The organism is Streptomyces sp. NPDC054872 (assembly GCF_053610705.1).
The window spans coordinates 181,375-201,559 of the sequence record NZ_JBSGYY010000012.1; the positions used below are offsets into that span (position 1 = coordinate 181,375).

Genomic DNA, 20,185 nt, shown 5'->3' on the forward strand with positions numbered 1-20,185 from the left:
TGCCATGAGGAGGGCCGCCAGGACTCCCGGGGGATAACCCCACCCGATGCGTGACGCTCTGCTTACCTCGCCTTTAGCAGGCCCTAGACTCCCGTGCGTACAGATCGTCGAACAGTGCTGGGTGTCAGAGGCGGTCAGGGAGTGAGGGGCTGACGTGCACGTGAGAGACGTCGCGGCGAGCTACTACCAGTCGTACTCCGTCGTCGGACTGCTCGCCGTCGTCGGCGTGCTGTTCGTCGCCGTCGCCTTCGGCGCGGGGCGGCTGCTCAGGCCCGTCGTGCCGACACCCGAGAAGCTCCTGACGTACGAGTGCGGCGTCGACCCGGTCGGCGAGGGCTGGGCACACACCCAGGTCCGCTACTACGTCTACGCGTTCCTCTACGTCATCTTCGCCGTCGACTCGATCTTCCTCTTTCCATGGGCGACGGTCTTCGCCGCGCCCGGCTACGGTGCGACGACGCTGGTGGAGATGTTCATCTTCCTCGGCTTCCTGACCGTGGGCCTGCTGTACGCATACAAGAAGGGCGTCCTCACATGGACGTGACCCCGGAGCGTCCTCGCACGGACGTGACCCCGGAGCCCGTGCTCCTGCCCGAGCCGACCGTGCTGCCCACGCCCGAGCCACAGAAGCTCGGCGTGCTCTCGCGGCTGGCCCCCGAGCCGATGAAGGTGGTCCTCAACTGGGGCCGCCGGTACTCGCTGTGGGTCTTCAACTTCGGCCTCGCCTGTTGCGCCATCGAGTTCATCGCCGCCTCCATGGCCCGGCACGACTTCATCCGGCTCGGCGTGATCCCGTTCGCGCCCGGTCCGCGCCAGGCCGACCTGATGGTCGTCTCCGGCACGGTCACGGACAAGATGGCCCCGGCCGTGAAGCGCCTGTACGAGCAGATGCCCGAGCCCAAGTACGTCATCTCCTTCGGCGCCTGCTCCAACTGCGGCGGCCCGTACTGGGATTCGTACGCGGTGACCAAGGGCGTCGACCAGATCATCCCGGTCGATGTGTACGTGCCCGGCTGCCCGCCCCGTCCCGAAGCGCTGCTCCAGGGCATCCTCAAGCTCCAGGAGAAGATCGCGGCGGAGTCGCTGGGCGAGCGGTACGGCCGCGCTGACGGCAACGCCAACCGGCCTTCGGCGGCGGCCTTGCAGAGCGGGCTCGTGAAGCCGCCGGTGGCGGGTGGCTCGACGCCGGGTGGCTCGGCGTCGGGCGGTTCTGCATCGGGTGCTTCGGCGGCAGGGGAGGGGAACGCATGACCGGCTGGCTGCCGAGCCCCGTCGAGGAGCTCTTCGGCGCCGAGGCCACGGCGGATGAGTCGTACGACCTCCTGACGGTCGACGTCCCGCCGAGCGCGTGGATCGCTGCGCTCGAAACCGCGCGCACGACGCTGACCTGCACCTACTTCGACTGGCTGAGCGCCGTCGACGAACCCGGCACGGGCTTCCACGTCTCGGCCCACGTCGTCGCCCTCTCTCCCGTACGTCGCCTCCTCATCCGTACGACCGTCCCGCACGAGGCCCCGGTCCTGCCGACCGCGGTCGACGTCTACGCGGGCGCCGCATGGCACGAGCGCGAGACGCACGAGATGTTCGGCGTCGCTTTTGAGGGCCACCCGCACCTGGTCCCGCTGCTTCTGCCGGACACCTTCGAAGGACACCCCCTGCGCAAGGACTTCGTCCTGGCGGCCCGGGTCGCCAAGGCGTGGCCCGGCGCGAAGGAGCCGGGGGAGTCGGAACACGGCGGGCCCAAGCGCCGCCAGATGCTGCCTCCCGGCGTACCCGACCCGAACGAATGGGGCCCCCTGAAGGGCCAACTCCCGGCAGCCCCGGCCCGCCCGGCCCGCGGCGCCGCCCGTGCGGCGGGCGATCGCCCCGCCCGCCGTACCCGCACGGCGGGGGAGGGCTCGGCCAGCCAGGCACCGGGCACACAGCCGGAGACTCCGGCACCCGCACCACGCAGGACACGCAGCGTGAGCCAGGGCTCGGCATCCCAACGCCCGGAGACGACGCCCACCGCGTCGGCGCCCGAGGCTGCTCCGGCACCGGAGGCTGCTCCGGCGCCTGGGGTGAAGGCTGAGGCTGCTCCGGCGCCTGGGGTGAAGGCTGAGGCTGCTTCGGGTCCTGAGGCGAAGCCTGAAGCTGCTCCGGCATCTGAGGCGAAGCCCAAGCAGCCCGCGGCCGCTTCCGATGCTCCGTGGCACCAGGCCCGCCCGGCGTTCGACGCGAGCGAGGACGCGGGCAAGGGCGTGAGCGAGGACGCGGGCAAGGGCGTGAGCGAGGACGCGGGCAAGGGCGTGAGCGAGGAGTCGGCACCGCCCACGGAAGCCGAGTCCGGCACTGGTGCCAGTACCGACCCTGGCGGCGCGACTGCCAAGCCCGAGCCCGAGCCCGCCGAGCCCAAGCCGGAGCCTGCCGAGCCTGCCCCTGCCAAGCCGGAGGCCGCCGAGCCTGCCCGCACCAAGCCGGAGCCCGCCGAGCCTGCCCCCGCCGAGCCTGCCCCCGCCAAGCCGGAGCCCGCCGAGCCCGCCCCTGCCAAGCCGGAGGCCGCCGAGCCTGCCCGCACCAAGCCGGAGCCCGCCGAGCCTGCCCCCACCAAGCCAGACCCCGCCAAGCCCGCCCCCGCCAATCCCGACGATGAAGCCGACCGCCCAGGAGGCTCGGAGTGACCGACGTGCTTGACGTCGCCCTGCGTCTCCTCATCGTCTTCGCCGTCTTTCTCGTCCTGCCCCTGGTCGTCGGCCAGACCGAGCACAAGGTGATGGCCCACATGCAGGGCCGCCTCGGCCCCATGCACGCGGGCGGCTTCCACGGCTGGGCCCAACTCGTCGCCGACGGCGTCAAGTTCGCGCAGAAGGAAGACGTCGTACCGGCCGCGGCCGACCGCCGCATCTTCCAGCTCGCCCCCGCCATCGCCCTGCTGCCGTACCTCCTCGTCCTGATCGCCATCCCCATCGGCCCGAGCGAAGGCGCCGTCGGCCAACTCGTCGACGCGGGCATCTTCTTCGTGCTCGCGGTCATGGGCGTCGGCGTACTCGGCTCGCTCATGGCGGGCTGGGCCAGCGCCAACAAGTTCTCCCTCCTCGGCGGTCTGCGCACCGCCGCCCAGCTCCTCGCGTACGAACTCCCGATGCTGCTCGCCGCGGCCTCGGTCGCGATGGCCGCCGGCACGGTGTCGCTCCCGGGCATCCTCAACGCCTTCGAGTGGTGGTGGCTGCCCTGGCAGATCGTCGGCGCCCTCGTCTTCTTCATCGCGGGCCTCGCCGAACTCCAGCGCCCGCCCTTCGACATGCCGGTCGCCGACTCGGAGATCATCTTCGGTGCGTACACCGAGTACACGGGCCTGCGCTTCGCCCTCTTCCTCCTCGCCGAGTACGCCGGAATCGTCGTCCTCTGCGGCCTCACCACCGTCCTCTTCCTCGGCGGCTGGCACGGCCCCTGGGGTGCCGACGGCCTCGGCTGGGTCTGGACCCTCCTGAAAACCGGACTGCTGGCCTTCGTCGTGATCTGGCTGCGCGTCAGCTACCCCCGTCTCCGCGAGGACCAGCTCCAGAAGTTCTCCTGGACCCTCCTCGTCCCGCTCGCCCTCGCGCAGATCGCGCTCACCGGAATCGTGAAGGTGGCGATCAACTAAATGGCTGCGTCTCTCCCGCCCGCCCGGCCCCGGTTTCCCGGCAGCGGCCTGGCCAAGGGCCTCGCCGTCACCCTCCGCACGATGACGAAGAAGACCGTCACCGAGCAGTACCCGGAGCACCAGCCCGAACTCCCGCCCCGCACCCGGGGCGTCATCGGGCTCTTCGAGGAGAACTGCACGGTCTGCATGCTCTGCGCCCGTGAGTGCCCGGACTGGTGCATCTACATCGACTCGCACAAGGAGACGGTGCCGCCTGCCGTCGAGGGCGGCCGCGAGCGCAGCCGCAACGTCCTCGACCGTTTCGCCATCGACTTCTCCCTCTGCATGTACTGCGGCATCTGCATCGAGGTCTGCCCCTTCGACGCGCTGTTCTGGTCCCCGGAGTTCGAGTACGCCGAGACCGACATCCACGAACTCACCCACGAGCGCGACAAGCTCCGCGACTGGATGTGGACGGTCCCGGCCCCGCCGGCCCTGGACCCCGCGGCCGAGGAACCCAAGGAGATCGTCACCGCCCGCAAGGCGGCGGAGAAGCTGGCCGCGGCGCAGGAAGCGGAAGCTGCCGGACCGGAGGGATCCGCGTGAACCTCGCAGCCAACGCCCCCCAGGGCTTCCTCTCCCCGACGGGAGTGGAGATCGCCTTCCTCCTGGTCGGCCTCGTGACCCTCGGCTCGGCGATCGTCACCGTGACCACGAAGCAGCTGGTGCACGCCGCTCTGTGGCTCGTGGCGACACTCGGCGGTCTGGCCGTCGAGTACCTCCTGCTCACCGCCGAGTTCATCGCCTGGGTGCAGGTCCTGATCTATGTGGGCTCCGTCGTCGTCCTCCTCCTGTTCGGTCTGATGCTCACCAGGGCCCCCATCGGCCGCTCCCCGGACGCCGATTCGGGCAACCGCCCGGTCGCGCTCGCGGTGGCCGTCCTCGCCGCGGTCGCCCTGGTCTGGGTCGTCGTCGACGCCTTCCGGACGACCTGGATCGACCTCGACCGCGCCGCCGACGAGGCCCAGGGCTCCACCGCGGTGACCGGGAAGTTCCTCTTCCAGCACTGGGTGCTGCCTTTCGAGGCGCTCTCGGTCCTGCTCCTGGCCGCCCTGGTCGGCGCGATCGTCCTCTCCCGCAGGAACGCCCGCATGACCCGCCTGAACGGCTCCCCCGACGACACCCCCACCACAGGCGCTCCCGGCGGCACCGTCACGACGGGCGCCCCCGGCGAAAGCCGCCCGACCGGTGCCGCCGGCGACAAGGAGCAGCGCTGATGCACCTCGCCTATCCCGCCGTCCTCGCCGCCCTCCTCTTCTGCGTGGGTCTGTACGGCGTACTCGCCCGGCGCAACGCGATCCTGGTCCTGATGTCCGTCGAGCTCATGCTCAACGCCGTCAACCTCAACCTGGTCGCCTTCGACGTCTGGCTCCGCGACGCCCTCCACTCCGGCCAGGCCCTGACCCTCTTCACCATCGCCATCGCCGCAGCGGAGATCGGCATCGGCCTCGCGATCGTCCTGGCGGTCTACCGCAACCGCGGCTCCTCCGCCGTCGACGAACTCCGCGACACCGCCGAGGGCCCCGACGACCCCGATGACGACGCCGAGGGCGAGGCCACCGAAGAGCCCGCCCCGGCACGGAAGGCTGAGGCCACCGCGTGACCACGACCACCCTCGCCGTACTCGTCCCCCTCCTGCCGTTCCTCGGCGCCGTCGCCGGTCTGCTGCTCGGCCGCACCGTCCCCGGTCTCGTACGCCCCCTGGCCGTTCTCCCGACTCTGGCGGCGCTGGTCCTCGCCGTGCTGGTCGCCGCCCGCCACGGCGGCGGCGCCGACATCGACTCCGCCACCGAGCTCACCCCGACCGGCTCGGTCCCCATCGAACTCGCCCTGCACATCGACGGCTTCGCCGCCCTCGTCGCCGTCCTGGTCGGCGTCGTCGCCTCCTGCGTGCAGATCTACTCGACGGGCTACCTGCGCGACGACCCGCGCTACCCCTCGTACGCCGCTCTCGTCTCCCTCTTCACCTCCGCGATGCTGCTCGTCGTCTACTCCGGCGACCTGATGGTGCTCCTGGTCGGCTGGGAGATCATGGGCATCTGCTCGTACTTCCTCGTCGGCCACTACTGGGAGACGCCCGAAGCCCGCGCGGCCTCCCTCAAGGCCTTCCTGGTCACCAAGCTCGGCGACGTCCCCTTCCTGATCGGTCTGTTCGCGCTCGCCGTCGACGCCGGGTCGTTCCGCATCACGACCGTCCTCGCGACGGTCGCGGGCGGCGGCCTCGACCACCCGACGCTGATCGCCCTGCTGCTCCTCGCCGGTGTGGCGGGCAAGTCCGCGCAGTTCCCGCTGCACACCTGGCTGCCCGACGCGATGGCGGGCCCCACCCCCGTCTCCGCGCTCATCCACGCCGCGACGATGGTCGCCGCCGGTGTCTACTTCGTCGCCCGGCTCCTCCCGGTCTTCGCCGCCTCGTCGGCGGCGCTGGTCGTCCTCGCCGTCATGGCCGCCGTCACGATGGCCGGCTCGGCTCTCGCCGCGCTCGCCCAGGACGACATCAAGCGCGTCCTCGCGTACTCGACGATCGGCCAGCTCGGCTATCTGACCGGCGCCCTCGCCGTCGGTGACCGCGGTGCCGCCGTCTTCCATCTCCTTTCGCACGGCGCCTTCAAGGCACTCCTCTTCCTCGGCGCCGGCGTGATCATCCACGCCGCCGGCACCAACTCCCTCGCCGCCATGTCCCGCATGAAGGGCCTGCGCGACCGGGTCCCCGACGCCTTCTGGACGATGACCGTGGCGCTCCTGGCGCTCGCCGCGATCCCGCCCTTCAGCGGCTTCTTCTCCAAGGAAGCCGTCCTGGGCGCCGCCGAACACGCGGCCACCGGCCACTCCGAGACCGCCCCCACCGCGGCGGGCTGGATCGTCCTGATCGCCGGTCTGCTGACCGCCCTCCTCACGGCCGCCTACGCGACGCGTCTGTGGCTGCTCGCCTTCAACGGCAAGGGCCCCGAGGCCCCGGACCACGGAAGGCAACCCATCACCATGACGGCCGTGCTCTGGGTGCTCGCCGTCCCCTCACTCGCCTTCGGCCTCACCGTGGGCGTCCTGCCGGACTGGTTCGACGGGCACTCGCTCACCCCGACCCTCACCACCTCCGTCCTCGGCACGGGACTCGCCCTCGTCGGCGGGCTCGTCACATACGGAGCGTGGCGCCACACCACGACGCTCGCCGCCCGCCACCCGATGGGAGCGGTCGCCGCCGACGCGGGAGCCGACGGAGGCCTGGTCGAAGCCGAGGCCATCGCCTCGCACGCACCCGCCTACGGAGACGTGGCCCAGGCCCACGACCCCGCAGACCCCGGCCGCCTCCTGCTCGGCCCGCTGCACCGGCACGCCGCCGTCGGCTTCCACCTCGACGCCCTCTACGCCGCCCTGTTCGTGCGCCCCGTGCAGGCCGCCGCCCGCCTCGTACGGTTCCTCGACCGCGAGGTCGTCGAGACGTACGTACGCGGCGCGGGCACCGCACCCCGCTGGCTCGGTGCGGCCGTCCGTCGGGCGCAGACCGGCAACGTGCAGACCTACCTGAGCGCGCTGCTCGCAGGCACCGTCGTCCTGGCTGTCGCCGCCGTCCTCGTCGCCACCGCCGGAGCGTGAGCAGCCGTGATCGATATCAGTGAATCCGTGATGCAGCTTCTTCTGGCGTTGATCGTGGTCGGCCCGCTCATCGGTGCCGCCGCGGCTCTCCTGCCCGCCCCACCCGGACTGAAGGGGAAGTCGCCCGACCAGGCGGTGCTGCGGCACGGCGTGGTCGTGACCGGCGTGATCCTCATCGCGGCAATCGTCCTCGCGCTGGGCTTCGACCATGACCAGCCGTCAAAGATGCAGGCCACGACCGATATCAGCTGGATCCCCGCACTCGACGTGCGCATCCACCTCGGCATCGACGGCATCTCGCTCCCCCTCCTGGTCCTGACCGCGCTCCTGACCTTCCTCTGCGCGCTGTACTCCTACTTCAAAATGCCTGCGGGCCCGTCACCCAAGGCATTCGTCGCGCTGATCCTCGTTCTCGAGTCCGGCACCCTCGCGACCTTCGCCGTCCTCGATCTGCTGCTGTTCTTCCTGGCGTTCGAGATGGTCCTCATCCCGATGTACTTCCTCATCGCACGCTGGGGCGGCGCCCAACGCACGCAAGCCGCCTGGAAGTTCATCCTCTACACGCTTCTCGGCTCCGTCGTGATGCTGCTCGGCCTCCTCCTCATCGGCCTCAAGTCCGGCACTTTTGACATGGTGGCACTCGCCACTGACAACGGCCGGGGCCTGACCACATCCGTGCAGGTCATCGCCGTTCTGGCGATCGGGATCGGCCTCGCGGTCAAGACGCCGATGTGGCCGCTGCACAGCTGGCTGCCGGACGCGCACACCGCCGCGCCCACCGTCGGCTCGGTCCTGCTCGCCGGCGTGCTGCTGAAGATGGGCACGTACGGCTTCGTCCGCATCCTGCTGCCGATCACGCCCGACGGCATGCACACCTTCGCGCCGTACCTCGCGGCCTTCGCGGTCGTCGGGATCATCTACGGTTCGCTCGCCTGCCTCGCCCTCGCCAAGCAGGGCGCGAAGGGCGACCTCAAGCGCCTCATCGCGTACTCGTCCGTGGGCCACATGGGCTTCGTGCTCCTCGGCATCGCGACGATGAGTCCGACCGGCGTGAACGGCGCGCTGTTCGCCAACATCGCGCACGGCCTCATCACCGGCCTGCTGTTCTTCCTCGTCGGCGCGCTCAAGGACCGCACCGGCACCAGCGACCTCGACACCCTCGCGCAGGAATCGGGTGCCGCGCTCTACGGCAAGGCTCCCCGCTTCGGCGGCCTCCTCGCCTTCGGCGCGGTCGCCTCGCTCGGTCTGCCGGGCCTCGCCGGGTTCTGGGGCGAAATGCTGGCCCTGTTCGGTGCGTTCAAGCCCGCCGAAGGGCTCAGCCGCCCGGCCTTCCTCACCTTCATGGCGATCGCCGCCGTCGGCACCCTGCTCACCGCCGCGTACATGCTCATCGTCGTACGTCGCGTCTGCATGGGCCCGGTGGCTCAGGGACCCCAGGGTGACGCCAAGACCGATACGCCCGCCCTCGTCGACGTCCAGGGCTACGAGTTCGCCGCCTGGACCCCGCTCGTCGCCCTCACCGTCCTCGCCGGACTCTGGCCCGCCGCTCTGCTCGGCCTCACCGACCCGGCCGTGCAGCAGCTCCTCTCAGGAGGCAAGTCGTGACCGTGGCCGCCGAAAGCGCCGCCGGCGTCGTCCAGTCCGTCGACTGGCTCGCGATCGCTCCGCCCACCATCGCGGCGGTCGTCGGGCTCTTCGTGCTGGTCGCCGACCTCTTCGTGAGCGGCAGGAAGAAGGCGCTGCTCGGCTGGGTCTCCGTGGCGGGTCTCGCCGCGGCCGCGCTCTCCCTGCTGCCGATCCTGAACGACGACCGGTCGACCTTCTGCCTGACCGGCGGCGCGGAGGCCTGCAGCTACACCGCCGACCGCTTCACGCTCGTCATCCAACTGCTCGTCATCGGCGGCGCCTTGCTGGCGGCGCTGCTCTCGATCAGCGCACTCAGGGACGCGAACGGCACCGACAAGGAACTCCCCGAAGGGGAATTCTGGTTCCTGCTGCTCTCCTCCGCCGCGGGCGCCGCGCTGCTGCCCGCCTCGCGCGATCTCGCCACGCTCGTCGTCGCCCTGGAGGTCGCCTCCCTGCCCGCCTTCGCGCTCGTGGGCCTCAGGCACGGCGACAAGCGGTCCTCCGAAGCGGCCCTGAAGTTCTTCCTCTCCTCCGTCACCGCGACCGCCGTGACGCTGATGGGCGTCAGCTTCGTGTACGCCGCGACCGGCACCCTGCACCTCACGGAGATCGCCGAGGAACTTCAGCACGTCGACGGCCAGCTGGACACGCTCGCCCAGACCGGCGTCGCCCTCACCCTCGTCGGCTTCGCCTTCAAGGTGGCCGCCGTACCGTTCCACTTCTGGGTGCCCGACACCTACGTAGGAGCGCCGCTGCCCGTCGCCGCGTATCTCTCCGTCGTCGGCAAGGCCGTCGGTTTCACCGGCCTGATCCTCGTCACCGTCGTCGCCTTCCCCTCGTACGCCGACGTGTGGGGCCCGGCGCTCGCCGTGCTCGCCGCCCTCACCATGACCGCGGGCAACGTCGCGGCGCTGCGCCAGCAGGCCACGCGCGCGTACAGCGCGGTACGTCTGCTCGCCTGGTCCTCGGTCGGCCAGGCGGGATACCTCCTGGTGCCGATCGCCGCCGCCGGATACGCCGACAACCCCGCCGAGGCCGAGAAGGCCGTCGGCTCCACCGTCGCGTACGCCCTCATGTACGCGGCCGTGAACCTCGGGGCGTTCGCCGTCGCCGCCCTCGTCGGCCGTACGCAGCGCCTGAACCGCGTCAGCGACTACCGGGGCCTGTACGCGAGAAGTCCCCTCGCGGCCCTGGTGCTCGGCTTCTTCCTGCTCTGCCTCGCGGGCCTGCCGCCGGGCGTCATCGGCCTCTTCGCGAAGGTCACCGTCTTCTCGGCGGCGGTCGACGCCGGCCTCGGCTGGCTCGCCGTGGTGATGGCCGTGAACGTCGTGATCGCGCTCTTCTACTACCTCCAGTGGACCGCGCTGCTGTTCCGCGCCCCTGAGGGCGAGCCGGTCAAGCACCGCGTCCCGGCCCCCCTGACGGCGGCCATCGCCCTGACCGCGGTCCTCGGCATCGCGCTCTCCGGAGCGCCGCAACTCGTCCTGAGGTTCTCCGACACCGGCCTCTTCTGACAGGCGCCCTTCTCCGCAGGGCCGCTCGGGCGTCACCCGAGCGGCCCACACCGCTCCTGCGCCGCTCCTGCGCGCACAAGGGAACTAGTGCTCCCCGCCTGGCGTTGACCAGTACGGGAGGGTCCACTGAAGAGTGGAAGCACCAGTAGACAGAGGGTTCCCCCACGCACCACAGGAGGGCGTACCGTGCACCGCCGGCACAACGGGCTGAAGACCGCCGTACTCCTCGGGGGACTGTCCGCTCTCATCCTCGTCATCGGCAGTTTCTTCGGACGTACGGGCTTGATCGTCGCGCTCTTCGTGGCGCTCGGCACCAACGCGTACGCGTACTGGAACAGCGACAAGCTCGCCCTGCGCGCCATGCGCGCGCGCCCGGTGAGCGAGTTCGAGGCCCCACAGCTCTACCGCATGGTCCGCGAGCTCTCGACGCAGGCCCGCCAGCCCATGCCCCGGCTCTACATCTCACCCACCGAGGCACCGAACGCGTTCGCGACGGGCCGCAACCCCCGCAACGCGGCGGTGTGCTGCACCGACGGCATCCTGCGCCTCCTGGACGAGCGAGAGCTGCGGGGCGTCATCGGCCACGAGCTCAGCCACGTCTACAACCGCGACATCCTGATCTCATCGGTCGCCGGCGCGCTCGCCTCGGTGATCATGTTCCTCGTCAACTTCGCCTGGCTGATCCCGATCGGCAGGTCGAACGACAACGAAGGCCCCGGCATCTTCGGCATGCTGCTGATCATGCTCCTGGGCCCGCTGGCCGCCTCGGTCATCCAGCTCGCCATCAGCCGCTCCAGGGAGTACGAGGCCGACGCGTCCGGCGCGCAGCTCACCGGGGACCCACTGGCCCTGGCGAGCGCCCTGCGCAAGCTCGACGCGGGGACGAAGCAACTTCCGCTGCCACCCGAGCCACGCCTTGAGACGGCAAGTCACATGATGATTGCGAACCCTTTCCGTCCGGGGCAGGGCATGTCCAAGATGTTCTCCACGCATCCGCCGATGGCGGAGCGCATTGCCCGGCTCGAGCAGATGGCAGGTCGCCAACAGTGAAGACAATCCTGAACGTCATTTGGCTCGTCCTGTGCGGCTTCTGGATGTTCCTCGGCTATCTCCTGGCCGGGGTGCTCCTGTGCATCACGGTCATCGGGATCCCCTTCGGAGTCGCCAGCTTCCGCATCGGCCGCTATGCCCTGTGGCCCTTCGGATACACGACAGTTGAGCGCCGTGACGCGGGCGCACCGTCCTGCGTCGTGAACGTCCTGTGGCTGATCCTCGCGGGCTGGTGGCTCGCGCTCGGTCACATCGTGACCGGCTTCCTCCTGTGCGTCACGATCATCGGCATCCCGCTGGGCGTCGCCAACTTCAAGCTGATCCCGGTGTCGTTGATGCCGCTCGGCCGCGAAATCGTGCGTACGGACCAGCCGTTCGCCGCACGCTGACGCACCCTCCGGGCCGTGCCGCACCGCGGCGCGGCCTCGTGTGTCATACACCGCATCACGCTGACCACCGCAACCGCGCCCCGCTCCCGTGACGTCCTTCAGGACAACAGCACGAAGAGGGGCAGGTACACCGCATGGGCATCATCAGCTGGATCGTTCTGGGGCTGATCGCCGGTGTCGTCGCCAAAGTCCTGCTGCCCGGCCGGGACCCGGGTGGCTTCATCGGCACGACCGTCATCGGCATCGCGGGCGCCTTCATAGGCGGCTGGATCTCCGCCCGCTATCTCGACCGCCCGATAGCCACCGACGTCTACGACGGCGCCACCTGGGCGGCGGCGATCGGCGGCTCACTGGTCCTGCTCGTCGCCTACCGCATCCTCTTCGGCCACTCGCGCCGCTAAGTCATCCGCGCGCCATCCGCGCCCCCGAGGCGTCGATCCCCCGATCTGCGGCCAGCAGCAAGGGCGGGCACCCGGAAAGGGTGCCCGCCCTTCGGCGTCGTACGACGAGCGGCCGGCAGTACTTACTGGCGCGCTCACCAGCAGTCAGCGGTAAGTCAGCGGTAGTTGACGAACTGCACCGCGAAGTCGAAGTCCTGCCCCTTGAGCAGCGCCTGTACGGCCTGCAGGTCGTCGCGGCTCTTCGAGCTGACCCGCAGCTCGTCGCCCTGGACCTGTGCCTTGACGCCCTTGGGGCCCTCATCGCGGATGATCTTGGCGACCTTCTTCGCGTTCTCCTGGGAGATGCCCTCTTCGATCGAGGCGAAGATCTTGTACTCCTTGCCGGACAACTGCGGCTCGCCGGCGTCCAGCGACTTCAGCGAGATCCCGCGCTTGATCAGCTTGGACTGGAAGATGTCGAGGATCGCCTTGACCCGCTCCTCGCCGTTCGCCTCCATCAGGATCTTCTCGCCGGACCAGGCGATCGAGGCGCCCGTGCCCTTGAAGTCGTAGCGCTGCGAGATCTCCTTGGCGGCCTGGTTGAGGGCGTTGTCGACCTCCTGCCGCTCGACCTTCGAGACGATGTCGAAACTGGAGTCGGCCATGTCCTGTGGCTCCTTGTATCGGGGTCTGCGTACTCGGCTGGTGCACGGCCTTCGGTCCCTGGCCGCATCCGCAAAGCCTAGCCACCGCCCCCGTGCCGGGGGCCGATCAATCGGGTGGCGAAGCACCCCTGTCCATCAGGTATCGTTTACGTCGTTGCCACGGAGCGCCGCCCCAAAGCGGATGGTTCCCAGGCAGCGACCCAGGCGGTGTGCCCGAGCGGCCAAAGGGAGCAGACTGTAAATCTGCCGGCTCAGCCTTCCCAGGTTCGAATCCTGGCGCCGCCACACGAAGGAGACCCTCTCCGGTCTTGCGGAAACGCAAGTCGGAGGGGGTCTTTTCGTACGCTGAGGGAATGTCGTCCATGTCAGCCATGCCGTCCTCGTCGCGCCGCAGGAACTGCCCCGAGTGCCGCCGTGAAATCGCGGTCGTCGGAGGGCGGTTCGCCCGGCATGATCCGCCGGGCCCGCGCGGCACCGGTGACCTCGTCTCCTGCCCCGGCTCGCGCAGGCAGGCCATGCTGGGCGCCGCGCAGCCCGCTCTGGACGGTTACACGGTCCCGGACTTCCCCGGGCAGCTCCCGCTGTTCTGAGGCGCTCTCACGGGCCTCCAGGGCGTCGGAATCCGGTGCGGGGCGGAGACGGTCGCCGAGGCCTCACCGCTGCCGTACGTCCATCCGGCTCACCAGACCGTCGTCCCGGAACGTGTAGACGTGCTCGACCGTCGCCGGCGCCCAGTGGTCGCCCGTCTCGTCCCGCAGCCCCGGCCGCACGGTCGCCACGACCCGCCGCCCGTCGTCGTCGAGCCGTAGCCGCTCCAGGTGCACCAGGGGGTGCATCACCGCGAACTGCCGCGCCCAGTAGGCGCGGACCGCCGGGATGCCCCGGGCGCGTGTGTTGTCCAGGAGATTCGGCCAGTTCACGTCGGGTGCCAGGGAGCGCGGGATGAACGCGTCACGCTCTTCGGTACTGAAGACGGCGTACATCTGCCGCAAGAGGGCTTCCTGCGCGGCGGGCACATCGGAAGCAGGCATGGCGTTCCTCACGTAGGCGGTACTTCCAGCCAAGCACCGCCCCGCGCGCGGGACATCCGTCAGGAGACCGACATGCCCCTACGGCCCGTACGGACGTCAGTTGCCCGCAACGGACTTGACCGCCACGGACACCGGGGTGGAACCGCTGACCAACTCCAGCGTCAGGCCCGCCGTCGCCGACGAGTCGACCAGCTCGGCGAGGACCGCGGCCACGTCGTCACGCGGGATCGGCCCGCGCCCGGTCGACGCCTCCAGGCGCACGAGACCGGTGCCCGCGTCGTCCGTCAGCATGCCGGGCCGCAGGATCGTCCAGTCCAGGGCCTTGCGGCCGCGTACGGCTGCGTCGGCCTCGCCCTTGGCGCGCAGATAGGCGTCGAAGATCTCGTCGCCCTGGTGCGCGGGGTCCGCGCCCATCGACGACACGACGACGTAGCGCCGCACGCCCGCGCGCTCGGCCGCGTCGGCGAAGAGCACGGCGGCGTCGCGGTCCACGGTGTTCTTGCGGTCGGCGCCGCTGCCCGGCCCCGCGCCCGCGGCGAAGACGGCCGCGTCGGCGCCTTCCAGGAGCCCGGCCACCTCGTCGACGGACGCCGACTCCAGGTCGCACAGGGCCGCTTCGGCACCCGCGTCCCGCAGATCGGCCTCCTGCCCGCTTCTGCGGATGATCCCGACGACCTCGTCACCCCGCGCGGCGAGCAACCGCTCGAGCCGCAGCGCGATCTGACCATGACCTCCAGCGATGACAATGCGCATGTCTCCGACCGTACGACAGCTCTCGCGTGATCGCCCCGCGCACGCGGGAGCACGCCAGGACGCGTCGCCCGCCGTCAGGAGGGTTCCGCACCCTTCGGCCGGCCCGGCCCGTTCCCCTGCGAGCGACCCTGCCGGGGCAGGTCGAGCGCCACGGAGGCCGCCGAGTCGCAGTACTCCCGCACCGCGCTCGTCCGTGCCACCACGCGCCCCCGGTGCACCACGATGCGGCTGTACGCGAGCGAGAGCGCCCCCGCGAGATGGTCGCCCCGCACCGCGAGCAGCTCCGCGGGGAAACCCGCCTCCACCCGGACCTGGGGGAGCCCCATCGCGACCCGTGCCGCGGAGCTGACCGCGCCGTACGCGTCCTCGGGGCGCAGCCCGCACCGCGAGGCCAGCAGATAGGCGGCCTCCAGCGGATCCCCGCGCCCCACGGGGTTCGACACGTCCCGCATGGCCCCGCTGCCCGCGGCGACCCGCACCCCGGCCGCCCGGAGCAGCCGCACCGGCGCCACGGCCCCGCGCCGCTCCACGCTCCCGCAGCCACCCTGCGGCAGGCACACCACCGTCACCCCGGCCGCCGCCAGCTGCTCCGCGGTCCGCCCGGCCACGTCCGACGGCAGTCGCCCGAGCCCGCCGCACGGCCCGATCGTCACCCCGGGCCGCAGCCCGCCCGCCATCGCGGCAAGCCGCCCGAGCCGCGCCGGATCGCTGCCGTCCGTGTGCAGGTCGACGGGGCAGCCGTGCTCGGCGGCGACCTCGAGCACCGCCTCCACGTACCCGGTCGGATCGGGGTCCAGGTCGGGGCAGCCGCCCACTACGGAGGCGCCCATTTTCACCGCGTCCCGCAGCATCGCGAGCCCGTCGGCACCGGCCACCCCGGTCAGCAGGCGGGGCACGGCCACGGCCGCCAGGTCGACCAGGCCGCGCAGCGAACGCCGTGCCTGCAGCACCGCCTCCATCGAGGTGAGCCCGGGGACGTCGCCGATCCGCACGTGCGAGCGCAGGGCCGTCGCGCCGTGCCCGAGCTGCAGGAGGGCGGCCTCGGTGGTCCGGCGCTGCACGTCGGCGACCTCGTACGAGACCGGGCCCTCCGTGTCCGCGGACAGGGCCGTGTCGCTGTGCGCGTGCGGTTCGGCCGCGGCCGGCAGCAGGAGATAGCCGCCGAGGTCCACGCGCGTGCCGTGCGTGGTCAGGCTGCCCGCCGTGCCGACCGCCTCGATGCGTCCGGAGCCGAGCCGTACGTCCACGGTCCGGCCGTCGGTCAGCCGGGCGCCGCAGAGGAGCAGCGCGGAGGCGTCGGCTTCGTCACCTGAGGAGCCGGAAGAGCCGGAGGACCCGGAGGAGTGGGGCTGCGGCTGGCTGTCGGGCATCGCGCTCCTGAGGCTCGGGGGCGGCTGCGGGCCGTGGCGTCATCCGGGACGGAGGAGTCCGGGACGAAAACGTCCAAGATCACGCAGAGTGGGTCGAGCCTAGGGTGACGACCGGCCCTCTTCGAGGAGGAGCGGAATAGTCGTACCGGCGTGGTGTGGGGCGCGATACGGGACTCCGGAGAGGCTCGGTGCGGGGCTCCGGAGAGGCGCGATACGGCACTCCGGAGACGCGTGCGGGGAGCTCCGGGCGGGGGCGGTACGTGCCGCCGAACCGGTGTGGCGCGAGGCGCCGAAGTGACGTGGTGAGGCGGCCGGGACGACTGCCGAGATGCCCCTGGACAGCCCCGGCGAAACGGATTTGGGCGATCGGCGACCAACCGTGTAATGTCTTCATCGCTCGCCCCAATAGCTCAGTCGGTAGAGCGTCTCCATGGTAAGGAGAAGGTCTGCGGTTCGATTCCGCATTGGGGCTCTGATGTCGAGTGATCCTCGCTCTCGGGCGAGGGGATCCGGCATCGCAGCGGTGTAGCTCAGTCGGTAGAGCAAGCGGCTCATAATCGCTGTGTCACCGGTTCAAGTCCGGTCACCGCTACTGATTTGGTAGCCGATTGTGGGGTCGGACCTTCGATCGGCTACTATTTTTTTGCGTTCATCCGTCCATCCGTCCGTCAAGGAGCACTCACGTGGCTGCCACAGACGTCCGCCCGAAGATCACGCTGGCCTGCGTGGAGTGCAAGGAGCGGAACTACATCACCAAGAAGAACCGGCGTAACGACCCGGACCGTCTTGAGATGAAGAAGCACTGCCCGCGCTGCAACGCGCACACTGCGCACCGCGAAACGCGCTAGATACAGGCTCGTACGCGAGGCCGTCCCCGATTTCTGGGGGCGGCCTCGCGTCGTTTACCCATACCTGCAGGAGGTACCGAGTCCATGGCGCTCGACCAGTCCTTCGTGGGGCGGTCCTACCCGCCCACCGATCCCTATGAGGTCGGCCGGGAGAAGATCCGTGAGTTCGCCGAGGCGGTGGGCGACGCCAACCCCGCGTACACCGACGCGGAGGCCGCAAAGGCGTTCGGACACCCTGATGTGATCGCACCCCCGACCTTTGTGTTCGCCATTTCGTTCAAGGCCGCGGGCAAGGTCATCGAGGACCCGCAGCTGGGGCTCGACTACAGCCGGGTCGTGCACGGGGATCAGAAGTTCACGTACACCCGCCCGGTGCGCGCGGGGGACCGGCTGACGGTCACCTCGACCATCGAGGCCATCAAATCGCTGGCGGGCAACGACATCCTGGACATCCGTGGCGAGGTCCACGACGAGGCCGGCGAGCACGTCGTGACCGCCTGGACCAAGCTCGTCGCGCGTGCGGCGGAGCCCGCGGCAGAGGGAGCGTGACGCGATGACCGCCAAGATTTCGTACGACAGCGTCGAGGTCGGCACCGAGCTGCCGCCCCAGAGCTTCCCTGTGACGCGTGCCACGCTCGTCCGTTACGCGGGCGCCTCCGGTGACTTCAACCCGATCCACTGGAACGAGAAGTTCGCGGTCGAGGTCGGCCTCCCGGACGTCATCGCGCACGGCATGTTCACCATGGCCGAGGCGATCCGGGTCGTGACCGACTGGGTGGGCGACCCGGCCGCCGTCGTCGAGTACGGCGTGCGTTTCACCAAGCCCGTCGTCGTCCCGAACGATGACAAGGGCGCGCTGATCGAGGTCAGTGCGAAGGTCGCCGTGAAGCTCGACGACAGCCGGGTCCGGGTGGACCTGGTGGCGATGAGCGCGGATCAGAAGGTGCTCGGGATGTCCCGCGCCGTGGTTCAGCTCGCCTGACGTTCCCAGGTATCGCAGGTACGGCAGGTCTCACGGGCCTCGCAGGTAAGGGGCGTTCGCCGATGGCGGGCGCCCCTTACTCGATAACTCGGCATCGCGACTGCTTGACCCAGGTAGTGATTGGCCACTAACTTCATCACATGGTCAGGATGAGTGCGGAAGAGCGGCGTGAGAGCGTCATCCGGGCGGCGATGATCGAGTTCGCCCGCGGGGGTTACAACGGCACGTCCACCGAGGTCATCGCCAAGCGGGTGGGTGTCTCGCAGCCGTATCTCTTCCGCCTCTTCCCGGGGAAGCAGGCCATCTTCCTCGCGGCGTCCGGGCGTTGCTGTCGGGAGGTCACCGAGGTCTTCAGGAAGGCGGCCGAAGGGCTGGAGGGGGAGGAAGCCCTCCATGCCATGGGTGAGGCCTATCAGGCGCTCATCGCCGACGACCCGGACAAGCTCCTCATGCAGATGCAGATGTACGTCGCCGTGGCCTCCGCGGAGGCCTCCGGTGACCGGGAGTTCGGCGAGGCGCTGCGGGCCTCCTGGATGGAGATGTACGACACGGTCCGGCTCGCGCTGGGAGCGGACGTCGGCGAGGCGACGCAGTTCCTCGCATACGGGATGCTGATCAACGTCCTGGTGTCCATGGGGTTCGGTCCGGAGCATCGGGTGTGGGCCGGCTTCTACGAGTCGGGGCAGCCCAAGCGGTAGAGCGCGCGCTCGGGCGCGCGTAGGGGGGTGCGTACCTTTGCGCCCACGAAAGTTAGTAATGAATAACTAACCACAGGGGAAGCGATGTCACAGCAGCCAGCACGGCGCCGGGAAGCAGCCTGGGCCCTCGTCATCACCAGCGTCGCCGGTTTCATGGCGGCCCTCGACAACCTCGTCGTCACCACCGCCCTGCCCGCCATCCGCGAGGACTTCGGGGGAGCGCTGCACGACCTCGAATGGACGGTGAGCGCCTACACCCTCACCTTCGCCGTGCTGCTGATGTTCGGCGCGGCACTGGGCGACCGCTTCGGGCGTCGCAAGCTCTTCGTCGTCGGCCTCACCATCTTCACCGGAGCCTCCGCCGCCGCGGCCCTCGCACCCGGCATCGAGGCACTGATCGCCGCCCGCGCGGTCCAGGGCGTCGGCGCCGCGATCATGATGCCGCTGACGCTGACCCTGCTGACGGCGGCGGTACCGGTCGCCAAGCGCGGGATGGTCTACGGGATCTGGGGCGCCGTCAACGGCCTCGCGGTCGCCAGTGGCCCGCTCGTCGGGGGCAGCCTCACCGAGCACGTGTCCTGGCAGTGGATCTTCTGGCTGAACGTTCCGCTCGGCCTCGCGCTGCTGCCCATGGCCCGTCTGCGGCTCTCCGAGTCGTACGGCACCGGAGCCCCCCTCGACATCACCGGGACGCTACTGGCCAGCGGCGGTCTCTTCGGCATCGTGTACGCGCTGATCCGCGGCAACATCGACGGCTGGACGAGCGCGACCGTCCTCGTCGGCCTGATCGGCGGCGGCGCGCTCCTGGCCCTCTTCGTACGGCACGGCATCCGCGCCGAGAACCCGATGCTGCCGATGCGGCTCTTCCGGAGCCGCGCGTTCTCCGCGATCAACGCGGCGAGCCTGCTGATGTTCGTAGGGATGTTCGGCTCGATCTTCCTGCTCAGCCAGTTCCTGCAGCTCGTCCTCGGCTACTCGCCCACCGAGGCCGGCCTGCGCATGCTGCCCTGGACCGGTATGCCGATGATCGTCGCGCCCATCGCGGGCTACCTCTCGGACCGGATCGGCGGCCGGGTCGTCGTGACGGTGGGCCTCGCGCTCCAGGCCGTCGGCCTCGCCTGGTTCGCGGCCGTCGTGGAGCCCGACGTCTCGTACGCCGCCCAGCTGCCCGCCCTGATCATCAGCGGCATCGGCATGGCGATGTACTTCGCTCCCGCCGCGAGCCTGGTGATGTCCAGCGTCCGCCCGTCCGAGCAGGGCATCGCGTCCGGCGCCAACAACGCCCTGCGGGAGATCGGCGGCGCCCTCGGCATCGCGATCCTCGCCGCGGTCTTCTCCGCCCAGGGCGGCTACGGGCCCGCCCAGTACTTCGTGGACGGCCTCGTCCCCGCGCTCTGGATCGGCGCGGCCCTGGTCGCGGTGGGCGCGGTGGCGGCGGCGCTGCTGCCGGGGCGGCCCGCGGCCCTGAAGCAGGCCGGTGGTGCTCCCGCGGTGGCCGAAGAGCGCACCGAGGCAGGTGTCTGAGCCGGCTTGCCCCTCTCTCGCCTCCACGGTCCGTGGCCCCCCCCCCGCGGCGGGGGCCCCGCCCCGACTCGTGTGCCCGGGGCGGAAAACCACGATT

The 20,185-nt window shown here is 70.4% G+C and carries 23 protein-coding genes and 3 tRNA genes; 22 read left to right on the forward strand and 4 right to left on the reverse strand.

Going from position 1 to position 20,185, the window contains the following annotated elements; translation table 11 throughout:
• The first annotated feature begins 154 nt into the window (after positions 1–154).
• The 13 genes from ACWGIH_RS17215 to ACWGIH_RS17275 all read left to right on the forward strand — a co-directional run bounded on the left by ACWGIH_RS17215 (position 155) and on the right by ACWGIH_RS17275 (position 12,238).
• Entirely contained in the window at positions 155–544 is a 390-nt protein-coding gene (locus ACWGIH_RS17215; protein ID WP_453452001.1) for an NADH-quinone oxidoreductase subunit A, read from the forward strand.
• Complete coding sequence (locus ACWGIH_RS17220) at positions 535–1,251, forward strand: NADH-quinone oxidoreductase subunit B (protein ID WP_453452002.1); 717 nt, start codon at positions 535–537, stop codon at positions 1,249–1,251. The genes ACWGIH_RS17215 and ACWGIH_RS17220 overlap by 10 nt, the downstream gene beginning before the upstream one ends.
• Positions 1,248–2,660: an NADH-quinone oxidoreductase subunit C gene (locus ACWGIH_RS17225; RefSeq protein WP_453452003.1), complete on the forward strand. Its 1,413-nt coding sequence runs from the start codon at positions 1,248–1,250 to the stop codon at positions 2,658–2,660. The genes ACWGIH_RS17220 and ACWGIH_RS17225 overlap by 4 nt, the downstream gene beginning before the upstream one ends.
• Positions 2,657–3,625, forward strand: a complete 969-nt coding sequence (locus tag ACWGIH_RS17230; RefSeq protein WP_453452004.1) for a complex I subunit 1/NuoH family protein — start codon at positions 2,657–2,659, stop codon at positions 3,623–3,625. The genes ACWGIH_RS17225 and ACWGIH_RS17230 overlap by 4 nt, the downstream gene beginning before the upstream one ends.
• The gene (locus ACWGIH_RS17235) at positions 3,626–4,210 is read left to right on the forward strand and encodes a NuoI/complex I 23 kDa subunit family protein (RefSeq protein WP_453452005.1); all 585 of its coding nucleotides are present in this window, start codon (positions 3,626–3,628) and stop codon (positions 4,208–4,210) included.
• Positions 4,207–4,881, forward strand: coding sequence for an NADH-quinone oxidoreductase subunit J family protein (locus ACWGIH_RS17240; protein WP_453452006.1), 675 nt, complete (start codon positions 4,207–4,209; stop codon positions 4,879–4,881). Before ACWGIH_RS17235 ends, ACWGIH_RS17240 begins: the two co-directional genes overlap by 4 nt.
• Positions 4,881–5,267, forward strand: coding sequence for an NADH-quinone oxidoreductase subunit NuoK (gene nuoK, locus ACWGIH_RS17245; RefSeq protein WP_453452007.1), 387 nt, complete (start codon positions 4,881–4,883; stop codon positions 5,265–5,267). Before ACWGIH_RS17240 ends, nuoK begins: the two co-directional genes overlap by 1 nt.
• Positions 5,264–7,258, forward strand: coding sequence for an NADH-quinone oxidoreductase subunit 5 family protein (locus ACWGIH_RS17250; protein WP_453452008.1), 1,995 nt, complete (start codon positions 5,264–5,266; stop codon positions 7,256–7,258). The genes nuoK and ACWGIH_RS17250 overlap by 4 nt, the downstream gene beginning before the upstream one ends.
• Positions 7,259–7,264: 6 nt before the next feature.
• Complete coding sequence (locus tag ACWGIH_RS17255) at positions 7,265–8,863, forward strand: complex I subunit 4 family protein (protein WP_453452009.1); 1,599 nt, start codon at positions 7,265–7,267, stop codon at positions 8,861–8,863.
• Positions 8,860–10,398, forward strand: coding sequence for an NADH-quinone oxidoreductase subunit N (locus ACWGIH_RS17260; RefSeq protein WP_453452010.1), 1,539 nt, complete (start codon positions 8,860–8,862; stop codon positions 10,396–10,398). Before ACWGIH_RS17255 ends, ACWGIH_RS17260 begins: the two co-directional genes overlap by 4 nt.
• Before the next feature lie 186 nt (positions 10,399–10,584).
• Positions 10,585–11,448 (forward strand): zinc metalloprotease HtpX, encoded by an 864-nt coding sequence (gene htpX, locus ACWGIH_RS17265; protein WP_453452011.1) that lies wholly within the window; start codon positions 10,585–10,587, stop codon positions 11,446–11,448.
• Positions 11,445–11,837 carry a YccF domain-containing protein gene (locus tag ACWGIH_RS17270; RefSeq protein ID WP_363212715.1) on the forward strand — a complete coding sequence of 131 codons (393 nt, stop codon included), beginning with the start codon at positions 11,445–11,447 and terminating at the stop codon, positions 11,835–11,837. The genes htpX and ACWGIH_RS17270 overlap by 4 nt, the downstream gene beginning before the upstream one ends.
• Positions 11,838–11,971: 134 nt before the next feature.
• Positions 11,972–12,238, forward strand: coding sequence for a GlsB/YeaQ/YmgE family stress response membrane protein (locus ACWGIH_RS17275; RefSeq protein WP_453452012.1), 267 nt, complete (start codon positions 11,972–11,974; stop codon positions 12,236–12,238).
• Positions 12,239–12,393: 155 nt separating this feature from the next.
• Here ACWGIH_RS17275 and ACWGIH_RS17280 read toward each other — a convergent pair whose 3' ends face one another.
• Positions 12,394–12,882 carry a YajQ family cyclic di-GMP-binding protein gene (locus ACWGIH_RS17280; protein WP_055564526.1) on the reverse strand — a complete coding sequence of 163 codons (489 nt, stop codon included), beginning with the start codon at positions 12,880–12,882 and terminating at the stop codon, positions 12,394–12,396.
• A gap of 203 nt (positions 12,883–13,085) precedes the next feature.
• Between ACWGIH_RS17280 and ACWGIH_RS17285 the strand changes: the two genes are divergently transcribed.
• A tRNA-Tyr gene (locus ACWGIH_RS17285) sits at positions 13,086–13,167 on the forward strand.
• Positions 13,168–13,235: 68 nt separating this feature from the next.
• Entirely contained in the window at positions 13,236–13,472 is a 237-nt protein-coding gene (locus tag ACWGIH_RS17290; RefSeq protein WP_453452013.1) for a hypothetical protein, read from the forward strand.
• Positions 13,473–13,535: 63 nt separating this feature from the next.
• On the opposite strand, the gene ACWGIH_RS17295 is transcribed toward ACWGIH_RS17290, so the two are convergent.
• From ACWGIH_RS17295 to ACWGIH_RS17305, 3 genes are all read right to left on the reverse strand, one after another.
• Entirely contained in the window at positions 13,536–13,913 is a 378-nt protein-coding gene (locus tag ACWGIH_RS17295) for a nuclear transport factor 2 family protein (RefSeq protein ID WP_453452014.1), read from the reverse strand.
• Between the two features lie 96 nt (positions 13,914–14,009).
• On the reverse strand, positions 14,010–14,666 hold the full coding sequence (locus ACWGIH_RS17300) for an NAD(P)H-binding protein (protein WP_453452015.1): 657 nt from the start codon (positions 14,664–14,666) through the stop codon (positions 14,010–14,012).
• Between the two features lie 74 nt (positions 14,667–14,740).
• The gene (locus ACWGIH_RS17305) at positions 14,741–16,036 is read right to left on the reverse strand and encodes an amidohydrolase family protein (protein WP_453452016.1); all 1,296 of its coding nucleotides are present in this window, start codon (positions 16,034–16,036) and stop codon (positions 14,741–14,743) included.
• 399 nt (positions 16,037–16,435) lie between these two features.
• Here ACWGIH_RS17305 and ACWGIH_RS17310 point away from each other — a divergent pair.
• The 7 genes from ACWGIH_RS17310 (at position 16,436) to ACWGIH_RS17340 (ending at position 20,088) form a co-directional block, all read left to right on the forward strand.
• Positions 16,436–16,508: transfer RNA gene (locus tag ACWGIH_RS17310), tRNA-Thr, on the forward strand.
• Between the two features lie 47 nt (positions 16,509–16,555).
• Positions 16,556–16,628: transfer RNA gene (locus ACWGIH_RS17315), tRNA-Met, on the forward strand.
• A gap of 91 nt (positions 16,629–16,719) precedes the next feature.
• Entirely contained in the window at positions 16,720–16,884 is a 165-nt protein-coding gene (rpmG, locus tag ACWGIH_RS17320) for a 50S ribosomal protein L33 (protein WP_004571794.1), read from the forward strand.
• An 84-nt stretch (positions 16,885–16,968) separates the two neighbouring features.
• Entirely contained in the window at positions 16,969–17,433 is a 465-nt protein-coding gene (locus ACWGIH_RS17325; protein ID WP_453452017.1) for an FAS1-like dehydratase domain-containing protein, read from the forward strand.
• Between the two features lie 4 nt (positions 17,434–17,437).
• Complete coding sequence (locus tag ACWGIH_RS17330; protein WP_453452018.1) at positions 17,438–17,866, forward strand: MaoC family dehydratase; 429 nt, start codon at positions 17,438–17,440, stop codon at positions 17,864–17,866.
• 140 nt (positions 17,867–18,006) lie between these two features.
• Positions 18,007–18,564 (forward strand): TetR/AcrR family transcriptional regulator, encoded by a 558-nt coding sequence (locus ACWGIH_RS17335; protein ID WP_453452019.1) that lies wholly within the window; start codon positions 18,007–18,009, stop codon positions 18,562–18,564.
• An 84-nt stretch (positions 18,565–18,648) separates the two neighbouring features.
• Entirely contained in the window at positions 18,649–20,088 is a 1,440-nt protein-coding gene (locus ACWGIH_RS17340; RefSeq protein WP_453452020.1) for a DHA2 family efflux MFS transporter permease subunit, read from the forward strand.
• Positions 20,089–20,185 lie beyond the last annotated feature (97 nt).

Excerpts from the sequence above, each read along its gene's own strand:
- ACWGIH_RS17220 (WP_453452002.1), top strand. The coding sequence starts at position 535 with ATGGACGTGACCCCGGAGCGTCCTCGCACGGACGTGACCCCGGAGCCC.
- ACWGIH_RS17225 (WP_453452003.1), top strand. The coding sequence starts at position 1,248 with ATGACCGGCTGGCTGCCGAGCCCCGTCGAGGAGCTCTTCGGCGCCGAG.
- ACWGIH_RS17235 (WP_453452005.1), top strand. The coding sequence starts at position 3,626 with ATGGCTGCGTCTCTCCCGCCCGCCCGGCCCCGGTTTCCCGGCAGCGGC.
- nuoK (WP_453452007.1), top strand. The coding sequence starts at position 4,881 with ATGCACCTCGCCTATCCCGCCGTCCTCGCCGCCCTCCTCTTCTGCGTG.
- ACWGIH_RS17275 (WP_453452012.1), top strand. The coding sequence starts at position 11,972 with ATGGGCATCATCAGCTGGATCGTTCTGGGGCTGATCGCCGGTGTCGTC.
- ACWGIH_RS17280 (WP_055564526.1), bottom strand. The coding sequence starts at position 12,882 with ATGGCCGACTCCAGTTTCGACATCGTCTCGAAGGTCGAGCGGCAGGAG.
- ACWGIH_RS17290 (WP_453452013.1), top strand. The coding sequence starts at position 13,236 with ATGTCGTCCATGTCAGCCATGCCGTCCTCGTCGCGCCGCAGGAACTGC.
- ACWGIH_RS17295 (WP_453452014.1), bottom strand. The coding sequence starts at position 13,913 with ATGCCTGCTTCCGATGTGCCCGCCGCGCAGGAAGCCCTCTTGCGGCAG.
- ACWGIH_RS17300 (WP_453452015.1), bottom strand. The coding sequence starts at position 14,666 with ATGCGCATTGTCATCGCTGGAGGTCATGGTCAGATCGCGCTGCGGCTC.
- ACWGIH_RS17305 (WP_453452016.1), bottom strand. The coding sequence starts at position 16,036 with ATGCCCGACAGCCAGCCGCAGCCCCACTCCTCCGGGTCCTCCGGCTCT.
- ACWGIH_RS17325 (WP_453452017.1), top strand. The coding sequence starts at position 16,969 with ATGGCGCTCGACCAGTCCTTCGTGGGGCGGTCCTACCCGCCCACCGAT.
- ACWGIH_RS17330 (WP_453452018.1), top strand. The coding sequence starts at position 17,438 with ATGACCGCCAAGATTTCGTACGACAGCGTCGAGGTCGGCACCGAGCTG.
- ACWGIH_RS17335 (WP_453452019.1), top strand. The coding sequence starts at position 18,007 with ATGGTCAGGATGAGTGCGGAAGAGCGGCGTGAGAGCGTCATCCGGGCG.
- ACWGIH_RS17340 (WP_453452020.1), top strand. The coding sequence starts at position 18,649 with ATGTCACAGCAGCCAGCACGGCGCCGGGAAGCAGCCTGGGCCCTCGTC.